The following is a 13,232-nucleotide window of genomic DNA, read 5'->3' on the forward strand; positions in this document are numbered from 1 at the left end:
TTTATTTGTTATAACTGGTGACAAAATTCCCGGAAGCCACCGTTCTCAGATGCTCGCCATACGGTGATTTTCCATAAGAATCGGCAGACTCCAACAGTTGCTGGGTATCAATCCAGTGATTGTAGAATGCAATTTCTTCTGGAACTGAAATCTTGATGCCTTGTACTTCTTCAATGGTTTTTACGAAATTGCTGGCCTGAGCCAAAGAGCTGATCGTGCCGGTATCTAACCAGGCAAATCCGCGGCCGAAAACAACACAGTCAATTTCGCCTTTTTCCAGATAAATTTTGTTCAAATCGGTGATTTCATATTCACCTCGAGCGGATGGCTTCAGATTTTTCGCGTATTCGACGACGCGATTGTCATAGAAATACAGGCCAACAACGGCATAGTTCGATTTCGGATTCTCCGGCTTTTCTTCAAGAGAAAGAACTTTGCCTGTCTTGTCGAATTCTACAACGCCAAAGCGTTCTGGGTCAGGAACATATTGACCAAAGATCGTCGCCCTGCCCTTATTGTTTTTGGCTTTTTCCAGCATTTCACTGAAGTGATTGCCATGGAATATATTATCTCCCAAGATTAAGCAAACATCCTCATCGCCGATAAATTCTTCACCTAAAACGAAGGCCTGAGCCAACCCATCCGGTGAAGGCTGAACTTTATAAGATAATTGAATGCCGAACTGATTTCCATCGCCCAGCAAGCGCTGAAAATTAGGCAGATCCTGCGGTGTTGAGATAATTAGAATATCGCGGATTCCTGCCAGCATCAGTGTTGACAGGGGATAATAAATCATTGGTTTATCATAGACAGGCAGCAATTGTTTTGATGTCACTTTGGTCAACGGATATAACCGTGTGCCGCTGCCTCCAGCAAGAATAATTCCTTTCATGGATTTCCTCCCAAACTCATTAATTCTTCATTATTTTAACATAGTTAGGCATTGAATGCCATTCATTCATCGAATTGTAAAAGGAGTTTAATCGTCTCTCTTTTCACAAAGAAAAGAAGACCAAGCAAATCAGCCTTCTTTACAATAAATTACTTAAAGATTTTACCAAACAGGTTGAAAAATTTATTAGGGAAGATAAAGGCAGCAGGTGGTTCTCCGTTTCCTTCGCCTTGTCCATCTCCAGCTTGATTGGTATTCTCACCATCATTACCACTCCCACCATCTTCACCTCCGACTGGCTCATCAGTAGAATCCGGACTTTCGGGCGGAGTTACAGGTTCCGAGGGCTCTTCAGGAGTTGGGGTTGGTATTGGGGTTGGTGTCGGGGTCGGCGTAGGTGTTGGGGTTGAAGTAGGAGATTCTGTCGGAGTTGTAGAAGGTGTAGGTGTCGTTGACGGAGTCGGTGTTATTGTTGGTGTCACGGTAGGCGTTGTCGTCGGTGTAGAAGTCGGATTCGCAATACATCCAACACCGCCTGTATTTAAGTCAGAGTCATTCTTTGCATAATAACCGCTTTCGCAGACACAAGCGTTTTTCCCGGAATCATAGTAGGAGTTCGCAGGGCAGTTCTTCGTGGCGCCTTCATGGGTAATCACATTCACTGTGATTTCCGTTACGTTTTCAGTTTTAATTCCCGGACGAACACTTTGTCCTACAACTGTGTTTTCAGCATAGGAATCAACGTAGCCTTCCTGTCCTTGATGAATCTTATTAACATAAATCGTAATCTTTCTTGATGCTGCCCACGCCTGAACTTCAGACAGCTGTTTACCACTGAAGTTAATCACGGTATCTGGAACTTCATCATGGATAATCGGTTCTGAGTAAGTTTCATTTGACAGAGTCGGCGCTGTGAAGACCCAGTTGGCACTGAATGAAATTGCTTTTGGCGCGTCGATTTTAGAATCTAAGTTAATATTTCTTAAAATTGCATTCCGGTTATCCGTAACTGAACCTTGGTAAACACGATAAATATAAAGATTCAGCTGCATACTTTCATTCCATTTAGAGGAACCATAGCCTGTAACACGGGAACCTACCATGTTAATAACATTGGAATTTTTAACATAGCTGCGGTTCATCTTCTTAATCGAATAGTTAAACAAGCTGATCAGCTGGTCCACCGTGAAGTTTGTCGATACATTCTCACCGGCTGCATCCAAAACCTTCAGCGCTTTATTCACATCTGTTAATTTCATAGCTTCCGTCAGAATAGCTTGGATGACCTGCTGCTGATTCGCTTGGCGCTGGAAATCGCCGTTTGCGTAGAGATGACGTTCACGAGCATAAGCCAACGCCTGCTCACCATTCAGTCGGTTTGTTCCAGCTGGAACCCAAACGGTCATCTTGCCCCGGGCATCCGATTTCTGACCAACGAATTCATAAGGATTTGTGATGATGACCCCACCTAAGGCATCGACCATTTCAACGACGCCGGCAAAATTACTTTCAAAATAGAAATCAATATCTACATCCATTAAATCCTCAACCGTATCAATCGTACACTGACGGCTGCGGACACGGGCATGGGTGATCTTATCTTCAGACTTGCCGGCATAACAAGCGATTGGAACATAGCTGTCACGGGCAATCGATGTTAAAGTCACCTGCATGCTGATCGGATTGAAAGAAGCCAGCATTAAGGCATCCGAACGCTGTTCATCAGTACCGATAATCAGAACTGTAAACGGTTCCTTCGTGATATCTTTATCAGAACCTGATTCCGTTGTCACAGTGATATTCTTATCAAAGGTTAAGATAGCTTTGGTATTGTCCAAAAACTCACTGTAACCGTCATTGACTTCAAACATGGCAACATAGTTGCTGGGTAAAGCTGCCGCATCAATTTCACCACTGAACAGTGCCATCAACATACTGTTGTAATCATCGTATTCGTGATAGGTAACATTAATCTTTTTAGCTTCCAATTCCTTTTTCGGAAGGATGTATCCTACCTGTTCCTCGGTATTGGATAAAATACCAAAGGTTTTTCCTTCCAGATCATTAATGTCATTGATTGTGAAATTATAGCTTTCACTGTAAACAACAAACGAAACTTCAACTTTTTCATCGGTAGTACCGGTATTGATAATCTTATCAATGTTTTTATTCACTCGTGTTGTAACATAGGTTAAAGCGCCTCCGGATAAAAAGGCAATCACTAATACGCCGATGGTGACATACAGGATATTCTTTTTCATCGCATAGGCATTGTAAGCAATTAATCCATTCAACAACAGAAGAATCACTAAGATAACAACATTAATTACAACAAACATGGATTTGCTGAAATTGCTGTAACGCGTGATGTTCAGAATGCCTAAGACCATTAAGATATCGGTCAGAATTGCAATGGCAGCCAGAACGAAGTTAATATTGGAAAGTTTACGTTTACTCATTTTATTCTGTTTCGTCATAGCTAACCTCCTTAATCATAATGATCGAAGAACTGTGCAATCTCATAACGTCCATTGTTATCGACTACAGTGAAATAACCTGTCTTCTGAAAACTATTGACATCAATTTTAGAACTGGATTTATAATTCCAAGAAGCTTCAACATAATAAGCTTCATATTCTTCTCCAGAATAATGTTCAAATTTTCCAGCATAAACGACATCCGTCAGTGTAATATCAGTCACTTCCAGTAAATTTTCGCGGCCATACTGGCTAATATATAGATCTAGATCTTTATAAAATTCCCAGCGTGACTGTTCTTGGAAACTGGTGAACATCGGTCCATAGATATACTGCAGACCGCCAACTTCATAGTTTCCATCTTTATTGGTCCAAGTAAAATAATCGGCAATGAAGCACCGAACTATGGCTGCTGTTATTGCGTTAGGGTCTTTTCCTTTTAACGCTTCAGTCAATTTTTTGAACTCATCCTGCTGAAATTGAGTTGGATTGTTGCCAATAACATATTGATCATTCTTCATGGATGAAGTATTTGTTTTTTCAACTACTTCCCCGCTTCCCGCTGATTTTTTCGTTGAAATGCGGATGATATTGAATCCCATAACGGCAACGACAACTAACGATGCCGCCAGCATCATATAAATAATCTGTTTATTCTTTTTTGCTCGTTTCGCTTTCGCCTTATCCTGCTTACTCACTAACATTCCTCCTTTTGCTGTTCATATTTTTTACGGATGATGTATTTCGGACGTTTTTTGGCTTCCATGTAGGTTTTGGATAAATATTCACCAATAATACCTAAACTCAATAACTGAATCCCTCCCAAAAACAAGATGATGACAACCATTGATGGATACCCTGCTACTGGATCGCCAATAATCAACGCTTTCCCAAAGACAAACAGCATATAGAGAAAGGCAATGATTGAAACCAGAATTCCAAATATTGTTGCCATGCGCAAGGGTGCAACCGTAAAGGCAACAATTCCTTCAATGGCGTAGGCAAACAATTTCCAGAACGACCAGCTTGTTTCACCAGCAACACGTTCCACATTTTCATATTCCAAATAAACTGTTTTGTATCCAACCCATGCGAAGATCCCTTTTGAAAAACGATGATATTCCTGCAAGGATAACACGCTGTCCACGACTGGTCGTGTCATCAATCGGAAATCCCGAGCTCCATCCACAATTTCAACTTCCGTAAACTTATTGATCAGCTTATAGAATTGTCTGGCAAAGAAAGAGCGGATTTTCGGCTCTCCCTTTCGTGTTACACGCCGTGTACCCACAATGTCGACATGCTGCTCATTCATCACTGTAAACATTTTGGGTAAGTACTCTGGCGGATCCTGCAAATCAGCGTCCATTACCGTAACATAATTTCCCGTTGCACTTTCCAGCCCTGCCAGCAATGCGCCTTCTTTACCGAAGTTTCGGCTAAAATCAATGACGATGACATGCTCAGGATGAGCATCGTGGAGTTTCGTTAATTCTTCTAAGGTCTTGTCGCGGGAACCGTCGTTGACAAAGATAATCTCATAATCCATTTTCATAGCGTCTACGACTTTCGTTGTTTCGCGGTAAAAGATGTTCACCGTTTCCTGTTCGTTATAACAAGGAACTACGATTGATAGCTTGTCCATATCTAACCTCCGCAAATTCACCATTTAATTATAAAGGAGAAATTCAAGAAGTACAAACAATTTCCTGAATTGTCATGATTCCTTAATATTTTAAAATCAGTGATCTTATTTTTTAAATCGATGAAATAGTTCGGAATAAAGCATAATATTCCAATTGCTGACTGTTTTGAAATAGCGATTCTTCATGCCTCCTAACGATTTTAAATAGGGATTTTTCTTCCAATTTGGGAAGCATTCATTTAAGCGATCCCAGCCCATTTGAATCGTTGTCCGGCGGTCTTGTTTATCTGATATCTTCGTGCTTCTTAAGAAAGAGTTCCCTAAAAAGAACTTAATATGCAAATATTCCAACTCATCATGATATTCCTTTTCCCAACCCTGAGATTTAAAATAATCACTAATGATTTCAAAAACATGAATCATATCTTTCACTTCATGGTTGTTCGTATGGGTAATCGAATTGCCTAATTGGACATAGCTGACAAAAGCTTCGTCAACAAATGCCAATTTTGTGATATGCGGAGTCAGACAGTAAAGAAAGCAAGCATCTTCATACCGATATCCTCGCGGAAACTGTAATCCTGTCTTTCTGACAAAATCAGTACGGTAAATTTTATTCCACAGCGTTGCGAATAAATGAATCAACATGTCTTTGCCCGGAGCATAAGGGCCTTCTTTTTCTAATCGTTTTTCTTTGTCATATACCCAATTAAAATTAGAAATCACCACATCGGCATTTTCCTTTTTCGCAGCCGCGACCATTTTCTCAAACATATCCAGTTCGGTATAGTCATCGCTGTCCAGAAAGCCAAAGTATTCTCCCCGAACCTGAGCTAATCCAAAATTACGGGTATCCGCAATACCGCCGTTTGTTTTCTTAAATGGACGAATTTGCGGATAACGGGCAGCATAATCATCAATGATCTGCTGACTGTTGTCTTTTGTTCCATCGTTGATCACAATGATTTCCATATTTTCAAGTGTCTGATTCACTAACGAATCAAGACACCGAGGAAGGTATTTTTCAACATTGTAGACTGGTACAATCACACTGAGGATGGGTTTCATGTTCCACCGCCTGCCTTTCTGATTTCTAATTTATTCAGTCCTGGTTTCGTTTTACCTATTATAGCATTACTACAGGTTTACAACAATAGACCTGATAAAAGTTTCATTGAAATAAAAGCCATGGTCTCCCATGGCGATCAATTTTCGCTCTGTTTTGGCTGCAGGACGAGATTCAGCAGCACACCGACCAGCAGCGCCATAAATGAAGACGTCAGAAACTGATCAATCGTATGTCCGCTGATGTAAGAAGAAACTAAACCGCAGCCCAGCGCCATTGCATACACTAAAACATCCAGACGCAGCATTCGCTTCCAACGAAGCAGTACTAAGACAGCGCCGAAACAAGTGACTAACAACCATGGAAGCACTGTTAAAGCTGCCCCTGCATAGCCCATTGTATAAATCTGCTGCGCAAAATCGCGTTCTAATAAAATCGAACCATTATTAAACGTCGAATATGCCATTCCTAAAAACTTTTCCTTCCCGGAAAGCTCACTCCATTTATAGTCCATAAAGATTTTCTCAATCTGCCGGCCATTCACACGCTGCTCTAAAGGCAATTCCAGAACATCAACCCAAAATTTAGGATCGGCCGTGTAATAGTACCATTCCATATAATATTGAGTTGGTACACTGGCCATCAGATTAGCACGGATTCCATAAGCCTCAAACATAAAGCGATAATAATCGCTGGTTTTCAGCTCAGTCGTATTCTCTAATGAACTGCCTAATTCTTTGCGCAGATAATCATCCTGCAGCAGGATCGCGGTATTCGCTGAATCGATACTCTGGTTCACGACTGCTGGGGAATGCGGTAAAATACAGGCGCTGACTAGCGATGTTCCCGCACAGAATAAAACTACGGTTTTCTCAATCCGATTCTCCTTCATCATGAAAGATGTAAAAATATAAAGTACCAAAAAACCGAATGGAATCAATACAGTGCCGAAAGTGGCAACCCGCGTCGAAAGAATAATCATGGATAAGCTGTGAATGCCAATCAACGAGCCCAACGCAATCCGTTCCTTTTTGGATGAACTGCGCTGAAAGAATAGATACAGTAAAGGCAGCAGCATAAACATTAAAATTCCCACGGTATTTCCTTCTTCAAAGAAAAATTTTGAAGCCAGCTGCCGCGGATGAATTTTGGTTGGATCCGCATAAATGCCTAAAAACCAGCTGAGAAAGGGAGCAGCTGTCATTCCTGAATAGGTAGACTCTCCAAAAACAAACAAATCACCGAGAAAAATCGGAACCGCTGTTAAACAGGATAAACTAACGGTAATTTGTTTAATTATTCTCTCTGTCAGATGAAGGTGATAGACACAGTACACCATTCCATAAGGAATGACGAGGGTCAGCAAATAAGTTATTTCCTTGGATAATTGAAAGAAAAAGTTGGGTGTCAGATATAAATTTTTATAGATTTCTGCCCCTTGACGAATGTGCAGGAAAAAATAAACAGCCAGGGCAATGCCATACAGCCCACCTAACAGTAACGTTTTCTTTTTATTTTTATCAGCGAGAAAAAAGACCCAGCAAATAGCTAACGGTATGATTAAGAATCGAATCATGGTTGACGGTCTTGGGATACCGAATTGATTCAGAAAGGGATAGATCAGATAATCCAAATCGAATACCGGCTGCATAACAAACAGAAGGAGAACAAAATATTTCATTGCTTTTTGTGATTGAAAGAACGTTTTTATTCTTGTCATTTTTTACTCCTCCCTTTCTGTTTTTCCAGCAATACCGAAGACTCGATCTAATAAAATAGCTGCGACAAAGGCCATGAACATCGTCGTTACAAACTGATCCAAGGTATGTCCGCTAAGATAAGCAGCACCTAAGCCACAGCACAGGGACGTAGCCAAAACCATGACTTCTAAATTAAGACACTTTTTCCATCTAAGTAAAACAAACACAGCTCCGACGGCAGTTAAAATCAGCCACGGTCCCGCCAAAAGAATATCCCCAAGATAACCCAGCGTGTATTTCTGTTGGATAAAATCCTGTTCTAATAATATAGAACCATTCATAAACGGCGTATATCCCATTCCCAACAGCTTCATCTTTGCATCAGCCATTCCCCATTTCTCATTCATGAAATAAGTTTGGAATTGACGTCCTGTCAGGCGTTGCTCCAAGGGAACAGTAAACAATAAGTCACTCCAAAATACGGGATCTTTTTTATAACTATACCAATCCATATAGTACATCTTCGGTATGCTGGAAATAAGATTATCCTCAATTCCTGATTTTTCAAATGCCTTTAAACAAAAATCCTCGTATTCCTGAGTTCCCGGCGTTAATTTTAAACGCCCCTCATAAGCCAAAATTCCTTTTTGCAGCAAATCATCATCACCTCGGACTGCGTCATCGCTGATAGCATCACGCTTTTGGTTTTGAATCGCTGGCGTATACGGCAAAATCAATATACTAACCAGGGATACCATTGCACTGAACAGCAATACCAGTACTTTAACCTTCTGATGCTTCAGCAGCAAGCTATCAAAGAGATACAGTGCTAGAAAAGCGATAGGGATTAAAAAAGCACCGAGTGAAGCAACCCGCGTTGATAAAATCAGCATTGACAGACTTTGAACGAGAATTAAGATTGCCCAGGAAATTTTTTCTTTTCGCTGCTCGCTTTTGGAAAAGAAATAATACATTAACGGCAGCAGCATGAATAACAGAATACCAATCGTGTTTCCTTCATCAAAAAAGAACTTACATGCTAAACGCCGAGGTTCCACAGTTTCATAAATACCAGTAAACCAGCTGAAAAAAGGAGCGGCGGTATTGCCAAGATAGGTAGACTGACCAAAAACCAGCAAATCACTGATTAAGATTGGAAATGATATTGTAGCCGATAAAATCGCTGTGATCTGCTTTAATGTTTTGGTTTTGATACGAATTGTGGTAAAGGCCGCAATCAGGCCAAAAGGAATGATTAAGGTTAAACAATAGGTTAGTTCACCAAAGATAGAAAACTGAAAATTGGAAGTCAGACGCAGCAAGGATGCAGTGTTGCGTACAACTTGAACGTGAACCAAAAAATAAACGGCAAACACGAGAATATATAGTCCACCTAAGATTATCGTTTTTTTACGATTCTTGCCATAGGCGTAAAAACACCACACGATTAAAGATGGAATCAACAAAAACCGAATCAACGTGGATGGACGCGGAAGTCCAAACTGATTTAGAAATGGATAAATTAAATAATCTAAATCAATGATCGGCTGAAATGCCAAAATTAAAAGTAATATTCCTATTGCAGTTCCTTGTTTTAACCAAGGGTGCAAAAAAGCTTTGATTTTTTGCATGGGCCAGCCTCCTTTGTGCATTTCTGTGATATTGTATCGGTTTTTATCTCGAATGTCTAACTTTTATTGCTTTCATTCCTATTGTTTTTTATAGAAAATTAATTTTGTCGTTTCAGGCAGCCCGTAATACTCTTTAAAACTATTCTGATGATAGGTATCTCCTTCTTCAATATCTGCCGAATGAATACTCTCTTCCGGCATTCGCGGAATCCACGCTTCATCATCTTCAGGATGTTCGCGATAGTACTGGAGAATGGATTCCCGTTCAGCTTGAACTTGGGCGACCTGCGTATAAATTCGCTTCCATGACAGACTTCGCTGCAGACACAATCCTCCGCAAATAACGAGGATAATCGCTGCTTCAGCGTTACTCGTTTTAATTCTGGAAGCGATCGAAGCTGTCAATAGGATAATGAAATAAACTGTATACAGTGAGCTTCGAGGGCCATAAATTGGCGACAGCAGCATCGCTAAATTACAGGTTCCTGCCATCATGACCATCATAAGCTTTTCCACTCGTTCTTCATCCTCATATAAAGTGAAGAGAATCCAGAATAGATTAACAATATAAAGAAGATAAAACAGAGAACAGAAGATCATCCCTCCGGTCGTTTCCAAATCGTAGAAAACACTGAAAAATTCTAAATTCAGCTTCTCGACGAAGGTCGGCGCACAGCAAGCCACAATGGCCATCGTTAAAATGAGTCCCTGAACAACTGCCGCCAATTTATCTTTTTTGTTCATCCAAATTCGATCAACCCAATGATGGATCAGAGCAAGGAATGTGATCAAACTCAAAATCAGCATCATATATTTATTGGCAACAAACGTGTAATTTAAGAAATGTGTCCAGTTTTGTTGAATTTGACCCATCAGTCCCAATTCAATCCAGGTCTGGTTATCCCGAGCCAAGCGGAACGCCGCCCCTGGCGACATCCGAATCAAGGCGAAACCAAGAATACTGATGGCGAATCCGACAATCGTCAGTTTTAAGGCATCTTTCCGCTTGAAATAAGCGTAAATGAGCATTAAAAGATTAAGCAAAATACTGGCTGCCGAAATATTTTCCATGGCCAAACCAATGTAGAAGTTCAGAAAGATTAAAACTAAATAATGGACAGGTTTAATTTTTTTATCAGTAAACAAAAGGGTCTTCATCATCCAAATAACAAGCAAAATTAAAAACAGCGGTACAACATAGGTTGTGCCCATAATCCACGTATAGGTTTCCATTCGCAGACGATCTGCGACTGTCAACATCATCGCTGCGATCAAAATCGCAACTGAGAAAGAATTGCGCTTTGGATTGACAATTTGATATAACAAAACATAGATGCCCGCGAACAAGGCTGGATTTAATAAATTCCATAATCCTTTGTGCGGGGCTACAATAAATCCCCATAGTTCCGCAAAATAGCGGCCAGACCAGGTAAAATAAAATTCCCATGCCTTACCGAACGGATTTCCGCTCATTCCATTGACGGCATAACCCCAATCATCGCCCGCCAGCGGTGTCCTGACTGTGATATAGTAAAATAAAACAAAAATAAATAAGGCTCCACCCAGCCAGCACCAGGACTTTCCTTTTTTTAATCTTTCCATGCATCCGCCTCCGTTATAAAACTTCTGTAAATTTTCGGATGATTTCATCATTCGGATAATGATATTCCTGCAGCTGCTGCTTCATTTTCTGCAGCTCTTCTTTTGAATTCAAAGCTTTTAACAAGCCTTGATTTAATCCTTCTTGACTGTTCTCTACAATCCAGCCATAATGCGGCGCGGTAATTTGTTCATGCACGCCTGCCACTTCTGTGGATAAAACCGGAGTTCCTGCGATAAAGGATTCATTGATCACCGTTGCAAAGCCTTCATATAACGAAGGCAAAACAAACAAGTCACAAGCTCGGATATCGGCATACGGATTTGTTTTAAAACCAAGAAAATGAACATGCGTCAGCTTCAGTTCTTTCTGCATCTTCAATAACATTTCTTCCTGTTCGCCACCGCCAATTAAGTAAAGCTCATGATCAATTCCCTGATTGATCACATATTGATGAGCTAATAATAAGCGATCTGCCGCTTTCTGCGGATGGAAACGAATAACCGAAATAATATTGATTTGGGTCGGATCAATATCCGCTAAATCATCCATCATCTCCATACCTTTTTCGACTTTTTCAGTATTCATTAAATTATGGATTGTCATTACATTTTTGATTCCAAATACTTTCTTATAAGCTTCGGTCGCTTCCGCGGAATCCGCTATATTCAAGTCGATACGCTGCAGGGCTGACTTTACCAAACGCATATGATTCGCAGAATAATTGCATACGCTGTAATCGGTAAGTACCCAGTTTACTTTACGCTGACTGTTGCCATAAGCGGTGAAGATCGTACAAAAGCCTTCTTTTGCCGCCATTTCCACATCATAAGTCTCACTCAGCATTTTCTTTCTTTCTTTCAGAATTTTTTTTCGGATCAGCCCGGTTTTCATATAAAGCAATAATCGCAGCTTACTAAAAAGATGGGAGAGATCTCGCTTTTTCAGCAATTCCTTTAACGGACTGTCAACAGCATTAAAAAACGGTGTACCTTCAATAATATGGACGCCGTCCGGAACATCCTGAAGCAGCGTTCCAGTTTTATGTAAAACCAGCAAATCAATTTGATAGACCTGTTGATCAAGATTTTTCATTAATGTATTCAAAACTCGGGCTACACCGCCCATTTCCATTTCATCATTAACAAACAAAATCTTTCGTTTTTTATGTTTATTTTGATCGGTCATAAATGCCGAGCACCGCCTTCCATTGTTTTCGCTTTAACAACGCAATAATCATTTTCTTCTTCAATCCCACCGATTTTACCATTATATCGTTTTCCCAACCCGGATAAAATTGTTTCAAATACTTCATGTTTTCTTTAAGATAATATTCCCTGTCTTCAGATCGATCAAAATCTTTTATCCGTAATGTTGTCAAATCCAAACCGTGAATAATATAGCAGTGCTTCATTTCCTGAATAAATTGATTTTTCAATTGCTCATTAGAACAATGCGTTTCAATATAATCAATCACGCGTTGGATAGCTTCATAAATATGAAAGATTTTAGGATTGGCGCTGTGAGCAATTGAACCTGTCCGTTGATAATAAACATAGAAAGGTTCATTGACTTTAACAATTCGTTCCGCATTGAAACATATCATTGGAATTGTAGCCAAGTCTTCATACCATTTTCCAATAGGGAATTCAATGTCCGAAAATAAAGATCGAGCAAACAGCTTATTACAGGCACTATTGTTCATCCGAATCAGTTCCGGATGTGTTTTTATATCTGCTACCTGGAAATCCCCACCACTGGCCAATTCAACCCTGCCGTCATCATAGAGGTATTCCATATCACAAACTCCAATTTGAGCTTGATTTTCCAGCATAGTTTCTAACAGCTTTTCAATCATCGCAGGCCGAATAAAATCATCACTGTCAATGAATGCAAAGTATTCTCCCTGAGCTCTTTGAATTCCATAGTTACGCGCATCGCTCAATCCGCCGTTTGTTTTCTGCAGCAAATGAATGCGGGAATCTTTTTCTGCCCACTTCTGCATCAAAGAATAAGATTCATCCGTTGACCCATCATCCACTAATAAAATTTCCAGATTTGAATAGGTCTGATCTACGATCGACTGAACACAACGATCCAGATACATTTGTACGTTATAAACAGGAACAATGACACTGACTAGATGTTTCAATTTTCATCACCTTTTATAGTATACCAGAATTTAATTCGGGTTGTGAAATTTTAGAAGAGGAAATCTGTA

10 protein-coding genes are annotated in these 13,232 nt (G+C 40.2%); all 10 read right to left on the reverse strand.

Annotated features, from left to right (window positions below; translation table 11 throughout):
* Nucleotide 1: 1 nt before the first annotated feature.
* The 10 genes from rfbA to BN162_RS16850 all read right to left on the reverse strand — a co-directional run bounded on the left by rfbA (nt 2) and on the right by BN162_RS16850 (nt 13,163).
* Nucleotides 2-892: a glucose-1-phosphate thymidylyltransferase RfbA gene (rfbA, locus tag BN162_RS16805; RefSeq protein WP_020226299.1), complete on the reverse strand. Its 891-nt coding sequence runs from the start codon at nt 890-892 to the stop codon at nt 2-4.
* Nucleotides 893-1,041: 149 nt separating this feature from the next.
* A complete protein-coding gene (locus BN162_RS16810; RefSeq protein WP_020226300.1) occupies nt 1,042-3,369 on the reverse strand; it encodes an LCP family glycopolymer transferase in 2,328 nt (775 codons plus the stop codon).
* A gap of 11 nt (nt 3,370-3,380) precedes the next feature.
* The gene (locus BN162_RS16815; RefSeq protein ID WP_020226301.1) at nt 3,381-4,067 is read right to left on the reverse strand and encodes a hypothetical protein; all 687 of its coding nucleotides are present in this window, start codon (nt 4,065-4,067) and stop codon (nt 3,381-3,383) included.
* The gene (locus tag BN162_RS16820; protein ID WP_020226302.1) at nt 4,067-5,014 is read right to left on the reverse strand and encodes a glycosyltransferase family 2 protein; all 948 of its coding nucleotides are present in this window, start codon (nt 5,012-5,014) and stop codon (nt 4,067-4,069) included. Before BN162_RS16820 ends, BN162_RS16815 begins: the two co-directional genes overlap by 1 nt.
* Nucleotides 5,015-5,119: 105 nt before the next feature.
* Entirely contained in the window at nt 5,120-6,082 is a 963-nt protein-coding gene (locus tag BN162_RS16825) for a glycosyltransferase (RefSeq protein WP_020226303.1), read from the reverse strand.
* A 137-nt stretch (nt 6,083-6,219) separates the two neighbouring features.
* Nucleotides 6,220-7,800: an O-antigen ligase family protein gene (locus tag BN162_RS16830; protein WP_020226304.1), complete on the reverse strand. Its 1,581-nt coding sequence runs from the start codon at nt 7,798-7,800 to the stop codon at nt 6,220-6,222.
* A gap of 3 nt (nt 7,801-7,803) precedes the next feature.
* The gene (locus BN162_RS16835) at nt 7,804-9,411 is read right to left on the reverse strand and encodes an O-antigen ligase family protein (RefSeq protein WP_020226305.1); all 1,608 of its coding nucleotides are present in this window, start codon (nt 9,409-9,411) and stop codon (nt 7,804-7,806) included.
* A 78-nt stretch (nt 9,412-9,489) separates the two neighbouring features.
* A complete protein-coding gene (locus BN162_RS16840; RefSeq protein ID WP_020226306.1) occupies nt 9,490-11,013 on the reverse strand; it encodes a DUF6056 family protein in 1,524 nt (507 codons plus the stop codon).
* 13 nt (nt 11,014-11,026) lie between these two features.
* Nucleotides 11,027-12,199 carry a glycosyltransferase gene (locus BN162_RS16845; RefSeq protein WP_020226307.1) on the reverse strand — a complete coding sequence of 391 codons (1,173 nt, stop codon included), beginning with the start codon at nt 12,197-12,199 and terminating at the stop codon, nt 11,027-11,029.
* Nucleotides 12,183-13,163 (reverse strand): glycosyltransferase family 2 protein, encoded by a 981-nt coding sequence (locus BN162_RS16850; RefSeq protein WP_020226308.1) that lies wholly within the window; start codon nt 13,161-13,163, stop codon nt 12,183-12,185. The genes BN162_RS16845 and BN162_RS16850 overlap by 17 nt, the downstream gene beginning before the upstream one ends.
* Between the last annotated feature and the right edge of the window lie 69 nt (nt 13,164-13,232).

Source organism: Holdemania massiliensis AP2 (genome assembly GCF_000327285.1).
In the GTDB taxonomy this organism is placed as follows: Bacteria; Bacillota_I; Bacilli_A; order Erysipelotrichales; family Erysipelotrichaceae; genus Holdemania; species Holdemania massiliensis.

Excerpts from the sequence above, each read along its gene's own strand:
- BN162_RS16835 (WP_020226305.1), bottom strand. The coding sequence starts at position 9,411 with ATGCAAAAAATCAAAGCTTTTTTGCACCCTTGGTTAAAACAAGGAACT.
- BN162_RS16845 (WP_020226307.1), bottom strand. The coding sequence starts at position 12,199 with ATGACCGATCAAAATAAACATAAAAAACGAAAGATTTTGTTTGTTAAT.
- BN162_RS16820 (WP_020226302.1), bottom strand. The coding sequence starts at position 5,014 with ATGGACAAGCTATCAATCGTAGTTCCTTGTTATAACGAACAGGAAACG.
- BN162_RS16830 (WP_020226304.1), bottom strand. The coding sequence starts at position 7,800 with ATGACAAGAATAAAAACGTTCTTTCAATCACAAAAAGCAATGAAATAT.
- BN162_RS16840 (WP_020226306.1), bottom strand. The coding sequence starts at position 11,013 with ATGGAAAGATTAAAAAAAGGAAAGTCCTGGTGCTGGCTGGGTGGAGCC.
- BN162_RS16810 (WP_020226300.1), bottom strand. The coding sequence starts at position 3,369 with ATGACGAAACAGAATAAAATGAGTAAACGTAAACTTTCCAATATTAAC.
- BN162_RS16825 (WP_020226303.1), bottom strand. The coding sequence starts at position 6,082 with ATGAAACCCATCCTCAGTGTGATTGTACCAGTCTACAATGTTGAAAAA.
- rfbA (WP_020226299.1), bottom strand. The coding sequence starts at position 892 with ATGAAAGGAATTATTCTTGCTGGAGGCAGCGGCACACGGTTATATCCG.